At 51.8% G+C, this 19,956-nt stretch carries 20 protein-coding genes; 4 read left to right on the top strand and 16 right to left on the bottom strand.

Features of this window, described 5'->3' with window-relative positions:
• Positions 1-30 precede the first annotated feature (30 nt).
• Positions 31-264 (bottom strand): hypothetical protein, encoded by a 234-nt coding sequence (locus tag QNH46_RS08025; RefSeq protein WP_283927641.1) that lies wholly within the window; start codon positions 262-264, stop codon positions 31-33.
• A 186-nt stretch (positions 265-450) separates the two neighbouring features.
• On the opposite strand from QNH46_RS08025, the gene QNH46_RS08020 reads away from it, so the two are divergent.
• The gene (locus tag QNH46_RS08020) at positions 451-1,698 is read left to right on the top strand and encodes an NAD(P)/FAD-dependent oxidoreductase (RefSeq protein WP_283927640.1); all 1,248 of its coding nucleotides are present in this window, start codon (positions 451-453) and stop codon (positions 1,696-1,698) included.
• 20 nt (positions 1,699-1,718) lie between these two features.
• Here QNH46_RS08020 and QNH46_RS08015 read toward each other — a convergent pair whose 3' ends face one another.
• The 4 genes from QNH46_RS08015 to QNH46_RS08000 all read right to left on the bottom strand — a co-directional run bounded on the left by QNH46_RS08015 (position 1,719) and on the right by QNH46_RS08000 (position 6,435).
• On the bottom strand, positions 1,719-2,906 hold the full coding sequence (locus QNH46_RS08015) for an MFS transporter (RefSeq protein WP_283927639.1): 1,188 nt from the start codon (positions 2,904-2,906) through the stop codon (positions 1,719-1,721).
• A 69-nt stretch (positions 2,907-2,975) separates the two neighbouring features.
• Entirely contained in the window at positions 2,976-3,503 is a 528-nt protein-coding gene (locus QNH46_RS08010; protein ID WP_283927638.1) for a hypothetical protein, read from the bottom strand.
• 128 nt (positions 3,504-3,631) lie between these two features.
• Positions 3,632-4,003 (bottom strand): DUF350 domain-containing protein, encoded by a 372-nt coding sequence (locus tag QNH46_RS08005; RefSeq protein WP_155610001.1) that lies wholly within the window; start codon positions 4,001-4,003, stop codon positions 3,632-3,634.
• Between the two features lie 65 nt (positions 4,004-4,068).
• The gene (locus QNH46_RS08000) at positions 4,069-6,435 is read right to left on the bottom strand and encodes an endonuclease MutS2 (protein ID WP_283927637.1); all 2,367 of its coding nucleotides are present in this window, start codon (positions 6,433-6,435) and stop codon (positions 4,069-4,071) included.
• Positions 6,436-6,631: 196 nt separating this feature from the next.
• Here QNH46_RS08000 and QNH46_RS07995 point away from each other — a divergent pair, with 196 nt between their 5' ends.
• The gene (locus QNH46_RS07995; protein WP_283927636.1) at positions 6,632-6,994 is read left to right on the top strand and encodes a phage holin family protein; all 363 of its coding nucleotides are present in this window, start codon (positions 6,632-6,634) and stop codon (positions 6,992-6,994) included.
• A 209-nt stretch (positions 6,995-7,203) separates the two neighbouring features.
• Positions 7,204-7,542, top strand: a complete 339-nt coding sequence (locus QNH46_RS07990) for a cupredoxin domain-containing protein (protein WP_347342966.1) — start codon at positions 7,204-7,206, stop codon at positions 7,540-7,542.
• A gap of 48 nt (positions 7,543-7,590) precedes the next feature.
• Here QNH46_RS07990 and QNH46_RS07985 read toward each other — a convergent pair whose 3' ends face one another.
• The 3 genes from QNH46_RS07985 to pheS all read right to left on the bottom strand — a co-directional run bounded on the left by QNH46_RS07985 (position 7,591) and on the right by pheS (position 12,766).
• Positions 7,591-9,141, bottom strand: coding sequence for a hypothetical protein (locus tag QNH46_RS07985; RefSeq protein WP_283927634.1), 1,551 nt, complete (start codon positions 9,139-9,141; stop codon positions 7,591-7,593).
• Positions 9,142-9,253: 112 nt separating this feature from the next.
• Positions 9,254-11,704: a phenylalanine--tRNA ligase subunit beta gene (gene pheT, locus QNH46_RS07980; RefSeq protein ID WP_283927633.1), complete on the bottom strand. Its 2,451-nt coding sequence runs from the start codon at positions 11,702-11,704 to the stop codon at positions 9,254-9,256.
• 27 nt (positions 11,705-11,731) lie between these two features.
• Entirely contained in the window at positions 11,732-12,766 is a 1,035-nt protein-coding gene (pheS, locus tag QNH46_RS07975) for a phenylalanine--tRNA ligase subunit alpha (RefSeq protein WP_155609362.1), read from the bottom strand.
• A 567-nt stretch (positions 12,767-13,333) separates the two neighbouring features.
• Here pheS and QNH46_RS07970 point away from each other — a divergent pair.
• A complete protein-coding gene (locus QNH46_RS07970) occupies positions 13,334-13,558 on the top strand; it encodes a YwbE family protein (RefSeq protein WP_283927632.1) in 225 nt (74 codons plus the stop codon).
• Between the two features lie 87 nt (positions 13,559-13,645).
• Here the strand turns inward: QNH46_RS07970 and QNH46_RS07965 are convergent, their stop codons facing one another.
• From QNH46_RS07965 to QNH46_RS07930, 8 genes are all read right to left on the bottom strand, one after another.
• Positions 13,646-13,831: a hypothetical protein gene (locus QNH46_RS07965; RefSeq protein WP_283927631.1), complete on the bottom strand. Its 186-nt coding sequence runs from the start codon at positions 13,829-13,831 to the stop codon at positions 13,646-13,648.
• Positions 13,824-14,237 carry a hypothetical protein gene (locus QNH46_RS07960; protein WP_347342965.1) on the bottom strand — a complete coding sequence of 138 codons (414 nt, stop codon included), beginning with the start codon at positions 14,235-14,237 and terminating at the stop codon, positions 13,824-13,826. Before QNH46_RS07960 ends, QNH46_RS07965 begins: the two co-directional genes overlap by 8 nt.
• Before the next feature lie 472 nt (positions 14,238-14,709).
• Positions 14,710-15,429, bottom strand: a complete 720-nt coding sequence (locus QNH46_RS07955) for an N-acetylmuramoyl-L-alanine amidase family protein (protein WP_283927630.1) — start codon at positions 15,427-15,429, stop codon at positions 14,710-14,712.
• The gene (locus QNH46_RS07950; protein WP_283927629.1) at positions 15,426-15,887 is read right to left on the bottom strand and encodes a phage holin family protein; all 462 of its coding nucleotides are present in this window, start codon (positions 15,885-15,887) and stop codon (positions 15,426-15,428) included. The genes QNH46_RS07955 and QNH46_RS07950 overlap by 4 nt, the downstream gene beginning before the upstream one ends.
• A 59-nt stretch (positions 15,888-15,946) precedes the next feature.
• Positions 15,947-16,096: an XkdX family protein gene (locus QNH46_RS07945; RefSeq protein WP_283927628.1), complete on the bottom strand. Its 150-nt coding sequence runs from the start codon at positions 16,094-16,096 to the stop codon at positions 15,947-15,949.
• On the bottom strand, positions 16,089-16,592 hold the full coding sequence (locus QNH46_RS07940; RefSeq protein ID WP_283927627.1) for a hypothetical protein: 504 nt from the start codon (positions 16,590-16,592) through the stop codon (positions 16,089-16,091). The genes QNH46_RS07945 and QNH46_RS07940 overlap by 8 nt, the downstream gene beginning before the upstream one ends.
• A 14-nt stretch (positions 16,593-16,606) precedes the next feature.
• Positions 16,607-19,753: a hypothetical protein gene (locus QNH46_RS07935; protein WP_283927626.1), complete on the bottom strand. Its 3,147-nt coding sequence runs from the start codon at positions 19,751-19,753 to the stop codon at positions 16,607-16,609.
• The gene (locus QNH46_RS07930; protein WP_283927625.1) at positions 19,719-19,934 is read right to left on the bottom strand and encodes a hypothetical protein; all 216 of its coding nucleotides are present in this window, start codon (positions 19,932-19,934) and stop codon (positions 19,719-19,721) included. The genes QNH46_RS07935 and QNH46_RS07930 overlap by 35 nt, the downstream gene beginning before the upstream one ends.
• Positions 19,935-19,956: the final 22 nt, after the last annotated feature.

The raw sequence follows: 19,956 nt of genomic DNA, 5'->3' as shown, positions 1-19,956 counted from the left end.
GGAATTCCTCCTGTTCAAAGTTCGAATGATTTAATGGGCTTGCGTCGGGGCGAGCGCCTGATGCTGCTGTATTGCTTGGATAAGCTGATTGATATGCTGCTCATGCGTTCCGAGCTGGCTTTGGATCACGTTCTGGATGTTCGGATTCTGCGATACGGCTAAAGCTGCCGCAGTCAATTTTAGCAGCATTTCTTCATTGGATACCGAATCGGAAATATACTCTAGTTCTTTGGCCGTAAGCGGCTGCATTTGCGAAGCATTCATTAGGTTACCTCCTGGAAAAATTGGTTGCATTCCATTCAGGAATATTATGTCCAAGAGGACCATGGATATGTAACCGCGCATAAAATGTACAAGGTTTATACATATGGAGCGATATTTTGCGCACCATTTTAAAGTAAAAAACAAGATCTTGACCATTCCCATGTGATAAAGGAGCGATAGCCGTTCATGAAGCTGCACAGCGGAAATTTCGCCTGGCAAAATACCTTACCTGTTCCACCGCAATACGAAACGCTCCAGCACGATATATCCTGCGATTGTCTTATTATTGGCGGAGGAGTCAGCGGGGCGCTGTGCGCCTATCTCCTAGCTGAATCCGGCATCCATACCGTACTGATTGACAAAAGAACAATAGCATCCGGCAGCACCTTGGCGAACACGGGATTAATACAATTTTCAAATGACAAAACATTGACATCATTAATCCATACGTTTGGAGAGAAGCAGGCCGTCCGGTTCTATCAAATGTGCCGGGAAGCCGTAAGCAAGCTGTTTAAGCTTAGTCAGGGCCTGAAGCCGGAAGCTCGTTTCCTTACGAGAAACAGCCTGTACTTCGCCAGTACCGATGACGATGTAGGCATGCTGCATCAGGAATATGAAACGCTTCGAAAATACCATTTTCCGGTCGAATGGTGGGACAGAACGCATATTGCAGACCGCTTCCCATTCGAGAAGCCGGGAGCTATTTATAACGTTGGAGATGGTGAGGGAAATCCCGTCGCTTTCGTTCATGGGCTGATCGAAGCCGCTTCCGCCATGGGACTGGCCGTCTTCGAGAACACTGAAGCGACCGGCTTTGAATTTGAGCAGCACGGTGTCCTGTGCCGCGCTGGGAACTATGTGATCCGGGCACGGCATGTTATTTTTGCAACGGGATATGAGACTCAGGAGTTCCATAAAGAAAAAGGCGCATATTTGTCATCAAGCTATGTGGTGGTCACCGAACCCGCTGAGCATTTTGACGATTGGTTCGAACGCTGCCTTCTTTGGGAAACAGCCCGGCCGTATCTTTATTTGCGGACAACGCCGGACAAGCGCATATTAATCGGCGGCCTCGATGAGCCGCTGCCAGGCGGGAAGCTGAATGAGAGCCGGTATTTGAACCAGGGGAAGAGACTGCTGAAGAAGTTGCATGAGCTGTTTCCGGGTAAACGGGAGTTGAAGGCTGATTATGCTTGGGGTGCCGTGTTTGGACAAAGCCGGGACGGATTGCCGTTCATCGGCACTCACCCGAGTTATCCCTGCTGTTATTTCATCGAGGGCTATGGAGGCAATGGCACGGTATACAGCATGATCGCCGCGGAAATGCTGACCGACGTGCTTCTGGGAAAGGATCGGCCAGACATGGAATGGTTTTCGCTGACAAGAACCTCGAAACCAGCCCCGGCAGCGAGCCACTTAAGAACCAGGCGCTGAAACTGAAGGAGTTTCAAGACCTAAGCCGTCAGCAGCTTCCGCATGGCAAGCCAGCTCATCAGGGGAGCGGCCCCTAAACCGGCCATCAGCCATAAGATCGTCGACATGTGCGGGGAACGGGTGTAGAGCCAGATAAAGATGGCTATGCCTGCTAATCTTCCGACCATCATGCTGATTTCGCGCAGAACGATCAATTCCACGCGATGCTCGGCATCCGTTTTGTCCCGACCCATTAAATCGAACACCGAAGAGATCATGGGGATAATGTACAGCGGCATGAACAACGAGGTGCCTACCCCAAAAATAAGCAAGGTCATATAGCTTATTTTCCATAGCAGCGGAATGACGATGAGCGTCATCATGAATGCGCCTATCAGCATCTCCAACCAGCGGTGACGTATGGCCAGCCACTTGCCTGCCGCCCAGTAGCTGACCAAGGATACCAGGGAAGTGATCAGCATATATTGCCCGACCTTCCACTCCGAAGACGTGCTAATATAGACGAGCAGATTAATCATAAATATGAAGACCCCTTCTCTAAGACCGTAAGCGATCGACGCGGGAACGGCCTGTCTCCAGGGGCTTCCTGGCTTAAGGCGCCGCACGGGCTCCAGCCATCGGTACCCCTTGCCCCTCTCCCGTTTTTTTAAACGGAAGCTTAGCAGGACTCCTCCTCCATACACGATCAACGATATCGTGAAAATAACCCTGTACCCCCGTATGCCAGGCATCACTGAAATCAGCCATCCGGACAGCCACGGACCGATGATCCCGATCACCGACCCCATAACACCTACCCAGCCGTTAAAGAGATCCCGATTAGCCTTGTCGGTCACTTCAAAGTAAACGACGTTGAACGCGAGCCAGAAGATGCCCGCCCCAATGCCGGATAGGATGCCAAGGGGCCAAATATAATGCACCATTCGAGCGCCGCTCGCTAGCACCAGCAAATAGAACAGTCCGGAAATGATGATCCCCAACCGCAGAATAATCATTTTATCCCGCTCCTTCACCCATTTGCCGGCAATCCAGAACGTAAGGCCTATAGCCAACTGCTGGCTAAAGGCGAACCAGCCGATCATTGTGAAGTCCTGCTTGAATTTCCATAAGTATACGTTCAGGAAGGTGCCGGACAATGCTCCAGCGAGTACGAACAAACTATTAACGGTTAACAGCAGCTTGCATTGTTGATCTAGCGCGCTCTTCATGCTTGCTCCTCCACAGGTTACTGATTTCCCCAGTAAGGATGCCCAAAAAAAGAAAAAAGCATGATCAAATCATGCTTTTTCACTCACTGTACGGATGAAGGTATTGCGCTCTTCCTCGGCCAAAAAGCGGCTTACGCTGAAGCAGGCCGAACATACATAGACGTTAAGCTTCAGCGTGCCGGACAGCAGCGGACTCTGCATGCCCTTCGGGACGACCGGTTCAAACGAGCCGCCGCTGATCTCCTGTTGCCCTGCGTGCAGCATGTACTCGCGGCAATGCGGGCATTCCGGAACTTCATCCTGGCCATCCAGCACTTTCTCTACGCCGGATTCATAAGCGAGCAGATCGCCTCCGCCGGCTACAAAGCTCTCAACCCGGCGAATCGCGTCCAGGTGCGTATCGCCCTCTTCCCAATAATCCGCCTCTTCCTCGTCACCGTCAGCTTCGTCCTCGAACTCTTCTTCATCTCCAAGCTGAATGTTCAAGGTGCGGTAGCCCTTCAGCTCATTATGGCAATAAGGGCATTGCTCCTCCGCTCCCAGTTCCTCATCCCACACGATTTCCGTTTGACACCAGGGACAAATCGTCGACTCCATATACAGCCCGTCCTTTCTAACTCGTTTATGACTTCCACAGAAAAACAATCCCGCCGATCAGGAACAATATGGCGGCCACAAGTATGACGCTTGTCAGGTTTTTAATAAAATTTCGCATGACGCCCCCCTTATCCTATGCAGACTCCGATCAAAAAAGATACCGATACCGATACAGACATCGCAATGAATCCAACAGCGACATTGCCCTTGGCGATTTCCTCATCGATGCGGAACACCGGGGTTAAAAATTCAAACAAAATATAAGCTGCAAAGAGCAGTACGGCCCCGACCAATGACCAAATCATGAATTCATAAATCGGGGAATGGACTGCAGCATAACGAATGACGTTGCTGATACCGAAGATTTTGCCGCCCGTGGCGATCGATGCCGCCAGGTTGCCCTGCTTGATTTCCTGCCAGCAGCGATACTTGGCCACCAGTTCGAAGCAGGACAAAAACACGATCAATTCCATTACAGCGATGGATAGATAGCCGATCATCAGCCCGAACGGCTGCTCCAGCAACGGCTCAATGTTTCCTGTCAATTCGCCTTCGCTCCTCCCGCTTATTTCAGCTCGGCTACCGTAACTCCCGTACCGCCTTCTCCGTAATTGCCCAACCGGTAGCTTTTTATATGTTTATGCTTGCGGAGATACTCTGATATTCCTGTCCGCAAAATTCCCGTTCCTTTGCCGTGAATGATGTAAATCTGCCCCAGGTTGCCGAGATATGCCTCGTCAATGAAGCGGTCCACCTCAATCAGCGCTTCCTCCAGGTTAGCGCCCCGCAGATCGAGTTCGCTGCGCACGTTCTCGTCGCGCGTACGCTTGACGCTGGCTACAGCCTTTTGAGCGGCCTTCGCCGCAGACGGGGCCGAGGTTGATATAAGCTCCAGATCATCAAGGCTCACCTTCATCTTCATAATTCCGAGCTGAACAAGCGCCTCTTTTCCGGCGAGCTCCACGACATGCCCTTTCTGGTTCAGGCTGTAGACCATAACCTCGTCGCCGGCCTCGATTTTGCGCGAAGCTTTATTCCCTTGGCGAGCCGGCCCGCTCTTCTTCCGCTTCGGCTCGGCCTCCTCCAGTTCCTTCCTGGCGGCAATCAGCTTATGCTCCTTCACGGATGCGCCCTCTTCAAGGGCAAGCTTCCGCAGGTCCTCAATGATCCGCTCGGCTTCGCTGCGCGCCTTGGCTATGATCGCTCTCGCTTCATCCTCGGCCTTGTCGATCCGCTTGTCGCGTTCACGCGTCAGCTTGTCCAGCTCGGCTTCATGCCGCTTCCGCAGCTCCTCGAGCTCTTTGCGCAGCCGCTGCGCCGTCTCCCGTTCCTGCTCGGCGCCAAGACGGTTCTCTTCAAGCGAAGCAATCATGTGCTCGACCCGCAAATCCTCTTCCTTGACTTCACCGCGGGCAAAATCGAGGATCTGCTCCGACAATCCCAGGCGTTCTGCAATCGCAAACGCGTTGCTTCGCCCAGGCACTCCAACAAGCAGCCGATAGGTCGGACTCAGCGTGTTCACGTCAAATTCCATGCTCGCATTGATGACGCCTTTACGTTCGTACGCATAGGCTTTGAGTTCACTGTAATGCGTGCTCGCTACCATCCGGCATCCTAGCGAATGAATATGCTCCAGAATGGCAATGGCGAGCGCCGAGCCCTCTGCCGGATCCGTTCCCGCTCCGACTTCGTCCAGCAGCACCAGGCTCTTGGCCGTCATCCGGCGCAAAATGGAAATAATATTCGTCATATGGCTGGAAAACGTACTGAGACTCTGTTCAATGCTCTGCTCATCGCCAATATCGGCATAGATTGCATCAAACACGCAGAGCTGGCTGCCATCCTCCGCCGGAACAAACAAACCCGACATCGCCATCAGGCTCAGCAGTCCGATCGTCTTCAAAGTTACCGTCTTTCCCCCGGTATTCGGGCCAGTAACAATGATCGAGGTATACTGGTTGCCCAGCTCCACATCAATAGGTACGACTTGATCCGCCGGGATAAGCGGGTGGCGCCCCTTCTTCAGCTTCAGAAAGCCGCGGTCGTTCATGCGCGGCAGCTCAGCCTTCATCTCTCTGGCCAAGCGGGCTTTCGCAAAAATGAAGTCGAGCTGGGCCAGCACGTCGCTATCGTAGCTGAGAAGCTCGGCTTGCTCGCCGACGAGCGCCGTCAGCTTCTGCAAAATCACTTCGATTTCCCGCTCTTCCTTCAGCCTCGTCTCCCGCAGCTTGTTGTTCATGGCTACGATCGATTCAGGCTCGATGAACAAGGTTGCACCGGAGCCGGACTGATCATGGACAATGCCGCCAAAATGCGCACGGTACTCCGCCTTCACGGGAATGACGAAGCGGTCTCCACGGATTGTGATCAGCTGATCCTGCAGCATCTTCGCAACGCTGGAGGAACGAATCATCGCATCCAGCTTCTCCCGAATCCGCACTTCGCCGCCGCGCAGCTCCCGGCGTATTTGTGCCAGCTCGGGACTGGCCGAATCCAGCACCTCCGCGCTATCGTCGATACAACGTTTGATCTGATCCTCGAGCGGTTTCTGCTCGCTGAGCATATCGGTTAGCGTAAATAGCTGCTCTACGGGCTCATCCTCATGGATGTTGGCAATATACCGCTTCACGCGGCGCGAGCCCTCAAGCGTGGTCGCGATGCCCAGCAGCTCATGCGGATTCAGTGTGCCGCCGATCCGCGCCCGCTTCACGGCAGGCATAATATCGACAATCCCGCCGAAGGATGGAGCCCCTTTTAGCCGATCCACCTTAAAGGCTTCGTCTGTTCCCTGCAGCAGCCGTTTGACTTCTTCAAGGTCAGAGACGGGTGCTAGGCGTTCCGCCGCCGTCTTGCCCAGCGATGTCTGAGCATATTTCACAAGCATATCTATAATTTTATGATATTCCATCGTTTTCAAAATTTTCTCATCCAAAAACGATCACAACTCCCCTCGGGACTATGTTCTAAATACTTCAGCGTGATCAAAATGGAGCTTTTTGAACAACTCCTATTATAGCGAAATCACACATTTTGCGCCATTTTGCAAAGTAACACACATAAGAAACGCACTTACGGAACATTATATACACGTATACGAAACGTTAACTTGACAAAGGAGGCCTTGTGCCATGAATTTCCTGGGACACGTCGTTCGCTTTATCGTATCTGCCCTGGTACTGCTCGTCGTTGGCTGGATCGTCCCGCAATTCAGCGTAGGCGGTTTCGGCAGCGCCCTTCTGCTTGCTCTGGTCATCGCGCTTCTGGGCTGGGCTATTGAAGGGATCTTCGGCAAACGTGTTACCCCTTTCGGCCGCGGTATCGTCGGATTTCTCGCCAGCGCTTTGGTCATCTGGCTTGCGCAGTTTATCATCTCGGGCGTATCCGTCTCGATTCTCGGGGCGCTGCTGGCCGCTCTCGTCATTGGGATTATCGACCTGTTCATCCCGGTCGGCTCGCCGTTCGATGCAGCGAAAGACAAATCAGACCGTTAGCCCTCAGGCTGCCGGTTTGCAAGCAGCTCCCTGCCTTATAAGCAGGGAGCTGCTTGCATTTAACCCGAGAGTTCATGAATATTTCAAATCCTTGGCAGTCAAGTCCATTTTTTTGCGTTATGATATAAATAAATTCGCGATTTGTCACAAAATACTTTGTATTTAGGGGGATTTTTATGAAAAAAGCCATTGCTATTATGATTAGTTCTATGCTATTGGTTCTCCTGGCTGCATGCGGCGGCGACTCCAGCAGCGGTGCCGGGGAAAGCAATCTGACACCCGAATCGGAAATCGTCATCGAGGCGACAAACTTCAAATTCGATCAGGAGGAATATCGCGTCAAGAAGGATTCTCCGGTAAAAATTACGTTCAAGAACGTTGAAGGCAACCACGGAATCATCATTCCTGCCCTCAAGCTGGAGCTTAAAGGCAAAAGCCAATCCAAAGTGGTTGTTCCTAAAGAAACAGGAGAATTTGAAATCGCCTGCTCCATTATGTGCGGTTCCGGACACTCTGGCATGGTCTCCAAACTGATCGTCGAAGAATAAACCATAACGAAGAGCCTTCGGTCATCCGAGGGCTCTTCTCTTATGCCATCAATCACTTCCGGCCTGTTCGATCAGTTCGATCCACTCATTAAATTCTGTCTGGAGCTTCGTATAATCGTCCTTCAACCGTTCGTACTCGGCCTTCGTCTTCTCCAAGCTCTCGCGCTCCATTTCGCGAGCCGTTTGCAGCAGCCTGTATTCGTGGGAAACGACCTCATAGCTGCCCGAGATTTCTTGAAGCTGCTCTTCAAGCCGCTGCTTCTGCTCCTCCAGCTCGCGATATTGTGAAGACAGATCCATCACCTGCTCTCCGCCTGCCGCGCACTGCTGCTGCCATTCCTGCAGCTGGCGCTGAAGCTCAGCTTCTGTCTCACGCCAGGAGACGAGCTCCTGCTCGGCTGAAGCGAGCTGCTGTCTCCACTCCTGCTCTCTCCGTTCGGCAGCAAGGCGAGAGTTCTCCTGCTCCTCGGCAAGGGCGACATAGCCCTGCAACTCCTGTTCCAATTCTGTCAGCTTGTCGCCAAGCCGCTGCACTTCCTCACGCAACCGGGCATTTTCCTGTGCGGTTGTCCCCGCAGACTGCAAGGTATTCTCATGCTCCTGTCTGATCCGGTTTAATTCGGATTTAAAAAATTCCGCTTCCTGGACCAGTTTGACTGCACTAGCCTGTTCGCTCTCATAGTTCTCCCGAGCAGCCGCAGCCTCCTTCTTCGCCGAATTTAATTCGGCTTGCAGCTGTTCTCCCAGCTCGGAAGCCTCTAAGAGGCTGATTTCAAGCCGGCTGATCTCTTCATTTCTTTTCTCGGCCAACCTCTGCCATGATTTCTCGTTCTGAGCCGCTTCGGATGCTTCCGCACGGAGCTTCTCCTCACGGGCTTTGGCTTCCTGAAGCTGCCCCTGCTGCCGCTTCTTCTCCTCTTCAGCTGCTTGCAGCGACTGCTGAAGGCTATTCGTTTGCCGCTCCAGCTTCGCGACACTATCCTTCAAGCGCTGCTCCGCAGCCTTCGCGCTATGCTCGCGCTGCATGGCTCCCTTCAGCTGCTCGGCGAGCTTCTCACGTTCTTCCTTCTCGCGTTTGACCTCCTGTTCCGTCCCGCGCAGCTTCGCCTGCAGCTGAGTCGAGCTCGCTCTCTGCTCCTTGAGCTCGCGCTCCAGATCGCTGATACGAGCATGAAGCTTGCGGACGATCGCTTCCTGCTCCTTGAGCGACGCCTCGGCCTTGGTTAGCTGCTCGGAGGACGCTTTCTTCTCGCTCTTGAGCTGGTGATGCTCCTCCTGCAGCTGCTGATGCGCCTTCTCCTGCTTGGATTGGAGCGCCTGCATCACGGATATTTCCTGAACAAGACCCGCCTTCTCATGCTCCATCTTCTGCAGTTCTTCCTTGAGCTGCTCCGTCTTCATCGCCTCTTCGGCCATGCGGACAGCAGCGAGCACCGCTAAACGCGGGGTATCCAAATGGGAGTACATTTTGGCTATGGCTTGCATATGGTTATCGACGCGGCGCGCTACCTCTTTCATGTAATCGGCGCTGCTGCCTACGATCTTATAAGATGTACCGTAAATTTCAACATTTACACTAATACGGTCAGGGGTAGTCAAAATGTTGTGCCTCCTTCGGTCCTTACGTTTCATCTAAGGTGTCTGTCCTTGCACGAAAGTCACATCGAATCGATGCTTACACTTGATTCGATGTGACTCTGTTCAATTCCTGCTATTTTCTTAATTCAGCTGCAAAAGTTTGCTCAAGCACCGACACGACTTGGCCATGAACGGCAGCGATCTCCTCATCGGTCAGTGTGCGCTCTTTGTGGCGGTATACTAAAGACAAGGCGACGCTCTTCTTGTTCTCGCCAAGCTTGCTGCCCGTGTAGACGTCAAATACACTCAGTTCTTCCAGCAGTTCGCCAGCCGTATTCCGAATAGCGGCCAGAAGAGCTCCCGCCTCTACGTCCGCATCCACGACAACGGCAATGTCGCGCTGCATGGAAGGGAATCTAGGCAGCTCGCGGTATACGGCAGTATCCCCCGCATACTGGTATACCGGCTCCAGAAGCAGCTCCGCAACATAAGTATCCTCAAGATCGTGCTCACGCTGCAGTTCAGGATGAAGCTGACCAAGCGAGCCGAGATGTTGTTTGCCTGCAGGCGCATTTAAATAGACGGAAGCCGACCGCCCAGGATGGAAGCCTTCCGGCGCATCCGCTTCGTAGCTGACAAGATCGCTGATTCCAAGATATGCGAAAATGCTCTCCAGCACACCCTTGAGATCGAAGAAATCGACCTTATCCGGACTTGCGTTCCAACGCTTCTCTTCGCGATCCCCTGCAAGCAGCAAGCCCAGCACTGGAACCTCCGCAGGCTGCTTCGTTAATTTCTCCTCGTCCGTCAGGAAGACGCTGCCCATCTCGAACAAGGCCAGATTGTCCTGCTTGCGATTACGGTTGTAGGCGGCAATCTGAATAAGGCCTGGAATGAGGCTCATGCGTAGCACGCTGCGATCCTCGCTCATCGGCATCGCCAGCTTCACTTCGCTTCCGCCTGCCGCCAGCTTAGGGAACTGCGGGCCAAAACCTTCATGGATGAAGGAGTAGCCCATGACCTCCTGCAAGCCTCCGTGTACGAGTAAACCTTTCAAGGCGCGGCGAAGTGCCTGCGGTTTCGTATATCCGCCTGCCGTTGTCGGCCCTTCGATTGCTGTCGTCGGGATGTTGTCGTAGCCATACAGGCGCGCTACCTCCTCAATGAGATCCACGTCACGCGTAATATCACCGCGGCGTGTCGGCACGCAAACCTCCAGCACATTATCCGCTGAATCCCCGCACTCGAAATGCAGTCTTGCAAAAATCGCCTTGGTCTCCAGCGTGGAAATATCCGTTCCCAAATACGCGTTCAATTTCGTCAAGGAGAGACGAATGATCTTGTCCTCCGCCTCTGACACGACGGATTCAACGATTCCCTGGTGCACCTTGCCCCCGGCATAGAGCGCCATCAATTCAGCCGCCCGGTTTAGAGCAGGCAGCACCGCAGCAGGATCGACCTCCTTCTCGAAACGCAGCGAAGCCTCGGAACGCAGTCCCAGATTACGCGATGTTTTGCGTACGGAGCCCCCATCGAATTTAGCCGATTCGAGAACGATATTTACCGTGTTCTCTGTAACCTCCGTATGAAGACCGCCCATGACTCCGGCGAGGCCGACCGGCCGATCTTCGCCGTCGACGATCAACAAGGCGCCCGCTTCCAATTCCCTCTCCTGGCCATCCAGCGTGACCAGTTTCTCGCCTGCTTTTGCTTCGCGTACCCCGATTACGCCGCCTTGAAGGGTATCCGCGTCAAAAGCATGCAGCGGCTGACCGTATTCCAGCATGACGTAATTCGTAATGTCCACAATGTTATTGATCGGACGGATGCCCGCCGCCATCAGACGATTTTGCATCCATTGCGGGGAGGAGCCGATCGTCACTCCGGAAATATATCTGACCGCATAGCGGCTGCACAGCCCTTTCGCGTCGATTCTGACGGAAATCCGTTCCTTGGCAGGTTCTCCTGCCTCGATCAGGTTCTTGTCCGGCTCCGGCAGTCTCACGTCCCTGCCAAGAATCGCCGCCACCTCATAGGCTGCTCCGAGCATGCTCAGGCAGTCCGATCTGTTCGGCGTAAGATCGAAATCAAGCACCTTATCGTCAAGCCCGAGCAGCTGCGAGATCGGCGTACCGATTTCGGTGCTCTCCGGCAGTACGAGAATGCCCTCCTGCTGCTCCTTCGGCAGCAGCTTGTCATTCAGGCCAAGCTCTTTGGCCGAGCAGATCATCCCTTGGGAGAGCACGCCCCGCAGCTTGGCCTTCTTGATGTCCAGCCCGCCCGGCAGCTTGGCGCCAACGAGCGCGACAGGCACCATTTGGCCGGCATCCACGTTTTTGGCACCGCAGACGATCTGCAGGTCTTCCTCCTGGCCGGCATCGACGATGCATACGTTCAGCTTATCCGCATCAGGATGCTTCTCCTTGCTTTTCACATAACCGGCAACTACTTTCGTAACTCCCTTGTTCCGGTCCTCAATTGCATCGATCTCAATGCCGGAGCGGGTAATTTGCTCCGCCAAATCCTCGATGTTGACTTGCTCCAGTGATACATATTCCGACAACCATTCGGTTGATACTTTCATGCCAGTTCCCTTCTTTCTTATACAGGTTTAAATTCGGGCGAACTGCCCCAAAAAGCGCAAATCATTATTAAAGAAATGACGAATATCGTCTACGCCATATTTAAGCATCGCAATCCGCTCTACGCCCATCCCGAAGGCAAAACCGCTGTATTGCTCCGGATCGTAGCCGCTCATTTCCAGGACGCGAGGATGTACCATGCCGCTGCCCAAAATCTCCAGCCATCCGGTCTGCTTACATACCCGGCAGCCGTTCCCGCCGCACTTGACGCAGGTAACGTCCACTTCAACGCTAGGTTCGGTGAACGGGAAAAAGCTTGGCCGCAGCCGGATTTGCGTGTTCGGTCCGAACATCTCGCGCGTAAATTGGAGCAAGGTGCCCTTCAAGTCGCTCATCCGGATGTTTTTGCCGATCACGAGCCCTTCGATCTGGTGGAACTGGAACGAATGCGTAGCATCGTCATCATCGCGCCGGTACACGCGCCCCGGGCAAATCACCTTGACAGGGACCTCGCCCTTCATCGCTTCCATTGTCCGCACCTGAACCGGAGAAGTCTGCGTGCGCATCAGCAAATCTTCGGTCAAATAGAAAGAGTCCTGCATGTCACGAGCAGGGTGATTCTTGGGCAGATTCAGCGCCTCAAAGTTATAGTAATCCGTCTCAACCTCTGGACCTTCCGCAATGCGATAGCCCATCCCGATGAAAATATCCTCGATATCCTGGATAACCTGGTTGAGTGGATGGATGCCTCCCTGCTTTAATGGGCGGCCAGGCAAGGTGACGTCTACCTTCTCCGCCGCAAGACGCTCTTCCGTCTCGCGTCTTTGGAAATACTGCTGCTTCTCTTCCACCAGCTCTTCGATCGCTGAGCGAACTTCATTCGCTACCTGCCCGATGACGGGACGTTCCTCCGCGCTCAACGCGCCCATGCCCCGCAAAATTTCAGTCAATGCACCCTTCTTGCCCAAATATTTGACCCGAAGGTCGTTCAATTGAGCTGCATCAGCCACGGCATTCAATTGGGCCACAGCTTCATGTTTGAGTGCTTCCAAACGTTCTTTCATGGATAATCCTCCTTAGTATTGAATAAAAGAAAAACGTCTATCGACGTACATTCTCAGCAGACAGACCGCCTATATCCAACAAAAAAAGGCCTTCTCTCCCTGAAAGGGACGAAAAGACCGTGGTACCACCCTTGTTAGAGCATAAGCAGGATTTGCACATACATGCCTCGCAAAGCATTGCCGCAATTCAGGACAAACCGCTAACCTGCCAGTTGACTCTCACTTGAACGATATAACGGATCGCGGCCGGTATCCCCTACTTATCGCTGCCCAAAACATTGCTGCACGCGGGTTCAAGGAACTGCTCAGGAGCGAACTTCGGCAGTCTGTTTCCCTAGAGACGCTCTCAATCTGCGGCGGCTCTTCCCTGTTAGGAGGCTTCTGCTTACTCTTCTCCATCATTGCATTTACTTTAATTATCGCCTCGTCTTCATAGCCCTAAGGCGATGGCTTATCTGTTATTATATGAAAAGTTCGCAGTGATGGCAAGGCTGGTGCTTTATTTTATCATATGCCGTAAATATGTTAAATTAAATACACTGACCTAATGTCCAAGGAGCTGACAAAATGAACGGCAACCTCCGCAGCAATGTTAAACCTGGCCTTACCGTTGATATCGTTCTCAAAAAAGATCAGGCCACCGGCCGGCTGACCCGCGGGATCGTAAAGGACATCCTGACCAACTCGCCGAACCATCCCCATGGAATCAAAGTTCGCCTGCAGGATGGCCAGGTAGGCCGCGTTAAAACGATTATAGCCGACCCCAGTAACGAAATACGGCCGACAGAATAAATTTCCGGATTCTATAACCAAAACAGAACGGGCAGCGAGTGCTGCCCGTTCTTCTTCTATATTTTCTAACATTTCTGAAATACTTCGTTACCAAGTTCTGCGATCCTTCCCTATATCTCTTGATCTGCGATAATTCGTCTGCTCCCCATCTTCGTCCCGTTCCCTCATAGCTTCCTCTCCGTTCTCCGGCGGAATTTCTTGATAAAAAGTTCCCGCTGTTTCTCTCGTCTCCATTCCCGTTCCAGCGCTTGGCGCTTCAGTCTCTCTAGGCATGGTGGCATTCGCAGGATGAACGCCGGTTAGTCCGAAGTTCCGGGAGTTCATGGCCTTGGTTATTGCGGAAAATCTGATATATATCGTTTCTTTGGGCATCATTCCCGTCCACGATGACTAGAATTCTACCACGCTCTACGTGACTGCTGTATTCCTTGGCTTCAGTTTCGGGGATACCTAAGCCAATTAATCCTCCGACCAGACCTCCTGCTCCCGCGCCAACTGCCGCACCCGTAAGTGTAGCTGCAATAGGGCCTGCTGCGACGATCGGGCCGATTCCTGGTATCGCCAGCGCTCCCAGCCCTGCCAGCAGTCCTGTAAGACCGCCTACGAGGCCTCCAGCAGCCGCTCCCGAAGCGACGCCTTCCGGCGCTTTCGTTCCCGTCTCCTCGCGCATGACATCCATGTGGTCTTTGTTCCGCCCGACCACAGAAATGTCATCGGTTAAGAAGCCGTATCGTTTCAGATCCTCTATTGGGTTCTCTTCCCTAAAGCTGTTGTAAAATAAAAAAACCGCCTACTAGGCAGTTTGTCATTGCTTTATGGAGCGGGTGATGGGAATCGAACCCACGCTACCAGCTTGGAAGGCTGGCCTTGGGGCTTTGCAATAGAGATCAGAGATGTTAAGAACCCTTATGTTAAGCGGGTTCGCAAAAACAGATTAATCAAGAGTTGAATTATTTGAGCAGGATTAATCAGAGTATCTGCCCCATTTTTGCCCCTTTTGATAAGGGGCATTAATTTTTTCCTTCATTATATAGCAGTTAGCTAAAGACAAAAAAAGGAGCCCCGCCAGCAAAGTGCCAGCAGAGCTCCTTTTTACCGAGGCTATCGGATTGCATATCAGGGGTGCTGATATGTTGACCATATTATACCATTTATTTAATCAATCTTCCAAGTATAGTTCCCAGCGTGCCTACGTCCACCGGATCGGTTGCCTTCCAGTCTGGACTGATTCCCGCATTCTTTATCAGCCATTCCCGGCCTTTCTCTTTCCAAGGCTGTGCTTGTGCTGCATTCTTATCATCTGCCTCGGCTGCCCTCTCCTTTCGCTTCAAGCCTAAATATTTAGCGATCCCGATTACGTGACCAGCTATGATCGCGTCGATGAACTCTGTCCGCTTAAGCCTGACTGCGTCAGCTGCCACGTCAATGAACAAATTCTCTGTCAGCACCGCGGGCATTTTACTTTCCCGTACCATGTGCAAGTTCTTCGACTTCTTCCCCCTGTCGCTGACACCAAGAGGCTTCAGCGCGGCCATGATCTCGGCGTGTAATACATTTTGAAACGATGTACTTTTAGAGGATGCATTTGTATAACGGAACGTCTCAAAGCCACCAGCACCGCCGCCAGCATTGCAGTGAATGGATACCAGTACATCGGCGCCTGCCTTATTTGCTTTGTCGGTGCGCTCCTTAAGCGTCAAATAAATGTCTGTGCTACGGGAGAACAACACCTGAACGCCGTCATACTGCGATTCTAGCTGCCTCTTAACACCAAGGGACACCGCAAGCACGATGTCTTTTTCCTGTAATCCGTTTGCTACTGCTCCCGGGTCCTTACCGCCATGACCAGCATCGATGAATACTTTTTTCATTTAGTAGCCCCTCCTTTTTCGTTCAACTGCTCCAAGAAATCTTTAATCTTCGGAGGCAGGTACACGCCCAGTACGCCTAGATTTTCCACTACGGAAAGACCTTCTCGGCCAGCATAAAAGTAAACGGCCAAGATACGAAACACAGATGCATCCCCTCCAACCCAACCGTCAATTAGCACGGCGAGTCCGACAACAAAAAGCACCGTAATCTTGCGGATACCTCCCCAGAACATTACTTCGCTATTAAGTGTCTTTGTCTTGATTGCCCCCAAAATTCCTGTAATGTAATCAGCGACCATGAGAACGACGAGAAGTTGTAACGGCTTATCCCAACCGCCCAGCAAAGTTGCAATTAGGCCGACAGCTGCAGCTACCCCGCCGGCAGCAGCCTCTTTACCTGAAGCACCAGCCGCAGCGGCCAGTACAGTACTACCAAATACCTTAATTTGATTTAACATGGTTCACCCATCCTCTCGGAAATATAAATAGCCCCCGGGGATCCCGAGGGCATAATAGCTTATTTGTACTTGTTGCCGGTGATGGCTTTAAACTCCGATGTGTTGATCACCCCGAACTGTACATAGAGCCGGAGCTGCGCTTCACTGACCCATTTGTACTTGTAAAAGTAGATCAGGCGGTCATATTCGCTATTAAACATCCTACTCATCGCCTCCTCCTCTATTTGTAACATCAAGAAGCTTCAGCTCCAGCGCTACCATCGATTTGCCTAATGCCTCATACTGCGTAGATAAGTCACGAATCAGCAACTCCTGAGCAACAACCTGAGCGCCCAGCGTGGTGTTTTGCTGCTTAAGCTCTAATACCTCCAATTCGCGCCGAACTGACTCAGCAGCCAGCACCCTATCCGAAGTGATCACATCCTCAGGCTCCATAAGCTGTTCAATTTCCTTCTTCGTCATGTCTTCAGTCCAGTAGGCTGTAGGTTCCAGAGAGTTGTCCTTGTTCCAGGCTTCTAAATCGAACCTCGGCCGAAACAATCCCTGTGGTACAGGCACACCGACGATATAACCAGCAGCCTCAGGCTCGATCTCTTCCGTCCGTTCGGGTGGATCGTAAAAAGGGACGACACCTAAAAAGGAATCGTCCACTAATTCGACATCCAGATATAAGCCGTCCATATTTACTTTAGGTACTGCTTTCAATTGAATTCACTCCTTTACTGTTCGGCCAAGAATGAAGCGTGTAATGTTAAAAATCCGGTGGATGCCTTACCAACTCTCACATGGCCTAGCGTGTCAATCATTATACGGCCCACGGACTCTGTGCTTGTACTGCTATCTAGTGTAACTTGCGGTATTTGCATATTAGCAGTCTTAGGTCTGTATCCCGGTGGCAAAGTAAAAATGATTGTATCCGAGACGGTCGCCCCGCTTTTAATAAGTCCGCGTATATGGACTATCCCGGAAGAGTCTTTAAAAAAGGCAGCAGGGTAAACGCCGCTGTAATCAAGCCACCCATTCAGCAATACCGGCTTGATCCACCCCGGAGCGTCCTTCTCCGCCTTCTTCTGTTCGACCACGCTTACCCGCTGCAGTGCTTCGGCCACGCCTGCAGTCAAGTCTGAGAGCTGCGCTTTTTCGTTTGCCGCTAGGCTGCCTGTGATAGGGGCAATAGGTGACTTGTCTAGCTTAAGATAAGTGACGCTATAGGCTGCGGATTGGTCATAGTTCGCGTTGCTTATATACGCCTGCTCGATACCCCATGCCCCGATTACAGCCTCCTTAACCCATTTATAGTCGCGTCGGGAATCTCGATATATCGCCTTAATTGCAGATACCTTATTAGAGAGCGATGTTCCTACGCCCATATTATTGATTATCCAGTTTGTATTGGCGTGCTGCTTCGGCTTTACACTTTCTCGCAGCACAATTCCAGTACCGACCTCGACCATGTTATTACCTTCGGTTAGCGTCAGACTCCCTTCTAATGTGATAGACTCAACGGCTTCAAGGGCAAGGCGGTACAATAGCTGGTACGGCGTCCACTCAGCGTAAGAACTCGTAGGGAGAACATCCACGCTTGATTCATTGATTTTATTTATCTTGAACCATTGCTTTTTCCCGCTCGTGTAAGGAGTGTCGCGGTTTCCCTCTTGATACATCTTCCATCCGTTGAAATAAGCCTTAATTTCGTCCGCTGTGGGTGAGTAGGTATCTCCCCATCCACTGTCTGTGTTGGGTATAGAAAGTACTATGTTGCTACTGTCGATATAAAATCCACCTTCAGCGTTTGGTGTAGACGGAGATAGTATAGAACCTCTATAGTTCGTTACACAGCCCTGATTAGTACCTTTTATTTTAGGCAAGCCCGAAATGGATGCAATTGGATTTTTATATCCAGTCCCCGCCGCATGAATAAGACGCCAAGGTAGTGACCCATCGACTATAACCTTTTTCCATTTCGCCAGCTTACGGTACTCACCGTCCTGCTCAAACAGCACGTCTTGATCGCTACCGTCAACTGGATTTGCATGTATCTCCGTTTGAAACGCAAGCACAGATTTGCGCTGCGGCTCAAAAGGCTTAGGGGCGGCCCCGACAGAGAGCATCGGCCGCACCACATGAATAGTATAGGCGTCTAAGGTATTTCGATCGGCACCATCTATTTCGGCTTGTACGTCGTAAGCGTAAAAATGTACTCTAACCACGCCTGTCTGTGTTGCAGTAAAGGACACACTATACGGGGCTCCATCATCCGGATTTCTACTCTCCTTAATTAGATAAGTCGGCACCGAAGCATTATTATCGTGTATAACAACGTATCGGCACCTAAGAATGTCTATTGATAGAGTGTACTCCAACTCAGGAATCACATTAATGTCCGCAAATAAAACTTGAGCCGTGGCTGCCGGAAGGCTTGTACTGTAAGGCTCTTTAATGCCGGAGTAAGATATCCGAGTAACCCAACCATCATAAAACGGCGGCAACAAATTGTCAGATGTAGCAATCGCATACGGATTTTCCGAACCGATTATACCCGAGGGAACGAGTGGATATTTGTCGGCAATTTGATCGTTTGTCATCCCGTCTAGCGCAGCGTATTCAGCGTCGGAAATCTTATATAGATATGCAGAATCAAGGTTTAAGCCTTCTGCCCCGGTTCCGGTAAAATCTAGCTGTCCGTTACTATCTGTGATGCTAACTTGCACCATAAGCCACGCCGCCCCTGCCGGCACTGTTGCCGATACTGTTACGGGCGAAAATCTCGTCGTATCAAATGTCGGCTCAGAGTTTGCCCCTCCTATATTAGATGTAAAAGACGCATCAAAAAAGATAAGAGTAACCGATGCTCCGCTATTTATAAGCGGTTTAACCCAAGCGCCAAGCAGTACCTTTTCACCCGGTGTAACGGGTATTAAATTTTCTAATGTGTTCATGAAGCGAAAATAGTGTGAGCCTGCCGCTGTATTGGAGAGTACTTGTAGTGATGCTGACCCGCTATGCTTAACCGCTGTATCAACGCTTAGTGTGGCTCTGCCAAGATAGTATGACGGGTTTGTTGAATCACAGTTGCCCCGGTTACCTAACAAGTTAATCAACGTACGACCCCGGATCTCGCCCAGCTTAAACCGCGCGTCCTTGGCTGCTGTGACCACCTGTAGGCCCGGCTGAAGTGTAACCGGAACAACTTCGGCTGCGTCCAGACGATCCTCCAGATCTGTTATAGCCGCAGCGTGCTCATCTAGCAGCTCGCCATGGGTGATGATCTCCGCAAGCTGGGCAGCTGACAGCAAACCGCCTTCGGTTAGTGTGGCTGTGGGAATCGGGTCTGCTCCGTGTTCGGTGTGGGTTATGCCGTGAGCCCCTGGGGCAGCTGACCCGGTAGCCGTTACGGTAATTTCACCAGTATTCGGATTAGTAGTCACTGTTATCCCAATCCCGCCGACGATATAAAACTGAGAGGACGGATCCGCCGCCTCGATATCATTCACCTTGGCGAAGGCGTTCTGGTTAACCTGGGCGCCCGTTTCGATGCTGCCTAGCTTGTCGTGATCAGCCTGGGTAACGTGTACCTCCTGATCGGCAATGTGCGCAGCCAGTTCGGTAGAAGTGCTACCGTCGGCCTTCGCGTCCCATGCAGCCTTTTGGGCCGCTGTGACGTGGATATCAGCGTTGGCTACATGGCCGTCCCATTTAGTCTTATCGGCCTTAGTGACGTGGATATCAGCATTTGCGATATGGCTATTGACTGTTGCGGCCTTCGCGTCCACATCGGCCTGGACTTTATCAAATGCGAGGTTTATATTGTTCCAATCCTCGCTAATCTTCTTACTTCCGGTTATTCCTCCGTACCGGTTCGCCATGTGCCTCAACTCCTTTCAATTGCTTAACTGCAACGCCGAGCTCGTCCTGAATCGCTTCAATGATGGCAGCCCGTTCAGCTATTGTATACATGCTGATAATAGCCTGGATAACCTGGCAAGCTTCAGGAACTGGATTATTCGGGTCAAGTTCAACCCTGAGTACATTTTGTATCTGAGCCAAGTTCATCACCTTCCTTGTTGGA

The sequence above is a fragment of the Paenibacillus woosongensis genome (assembly GCF_030122845.1).
Taxonomy (GTDB): domain Bacteria; phylum Bacillota; class Bacilli; order Paenibacillales; family Paenibacillaceae; genus Fontibacillus; species Fontibacillus woosongensis_A.
This window is presented reverse-complemented; position numbering and strand designations above follow the sequence as displayed.

Bases quoted from the DNA above. Each gene is read 5' to 3' on its own strand.
- QNH46_RS08025 (WP_283927641.1), bottom strand. From the start codon at position 264: ATGAATGCTTCGCAAATGCAGCCGCTTACGGCCAAAGAACTAGAGTAT.
- QNH46_RS08020 (WP_283927640.1), top strand. From the start codon at position 451: ATGAAGCTGCACAGCGGAAATTTCGCCTGGCAAAATACCTTACCTGTT.
- QNH46_RS08015 (WP_283927639.1), bottom strand. From the start codon at position 2,906: ATGAAGAGCGCGCTAGATCAACAATGCAAGCTGCTGTTAACCGTTAAT.
- QNH46_RS08010 (WP_283927638.1), bottom strand. From the start codon at position 3,503: ATGGAGTCGACGATTTGTCCCTGGTGTCAAACGGAAATCGTGTGGGAT.
- QNH46_RS08005 (WP_155610001.1), bottom strand. From the start codon at position 4,003: ATGATCGGCTATCTATCCATCGCTGTAATGGAATTGATCGTGTTTTTG.
- QNH46_RS07995 (WP_283927636.1), top strand. From the start codon at position 6,632: ATGAATTTCCTGGGACACGTCGTTCGCTTTATCGTATCTGCCCTGGTA.
- QNH46_RS07990 (WP_347342966.1), top strand. From the start codon at position 7,204: ATGCTATTGGTTCTCCTGGCTGCATGCGGCGGCGACTCCAGCAGCGGT.
- pheT (WP_283927633.1), bottom strand. From the start codon at position 11,704: ATGAAAGTATCAACCGAATGGTTGTCGGAATATGTATCACTGGAGCAA.
- pheS (WP_155609362.1), bottom strand. From the start codon at position 12,766: ATGAAAGAACGTTTGGAAGCACTCAAACATGAAGCTGTGGCCCAATTG.
- QNH46_RS07970 (WP_283927632.1), top strand. From the start codon at position 13,334: ATGAACGGCAACCTCCGCAGCAATGTTAAACCTGGCCTTACCGTTGAT.
- QNH46_RS07965 (WP_283927631.1), bottom strand. From the start codon at position 13,831: ATGCCTAGAGAGACTGAAGCGCCAAGCGCTGGAACGGGAATGGAGACG.
- QNH46_RS07960 (WP_347342965.1), bottom strand. From the start codon at position 14,237: ATGGATGTCATGCGCGAGGAGACGGGAACGAAAGCGCCGGAAGGCGTC.
- QNH46_RS07955 (WP_283927630.1), bottom strand. From the start codon at position 15,429: ATGAAAAAAGTATTCATCGATGCTGGTCATGGCGGTAAGGACCCGGGA.
- QNH46_RS07950 (WP_283927629.1), bottom strand. From the start codon at position 15,887: ATGTTAAATCAAATTAAGGTATTTGGTAGTACTGTACTGGCCGCTGCG.
- QNH46_RS07945 (WP_283927628.1), bottom strand. From the start codon at position 16,096: ATGAGTAGGATGTTTAATAGCGAATATGACCGCCTGATCTACTTTTAC.
- QNH46_RS07935 (WP_283927626.1), bottom strand. From the start codon at position 19,753: ATGGCGAACCGGTACGGAGGAATAACCGGAAGTAAGAAGATTAGCGAG.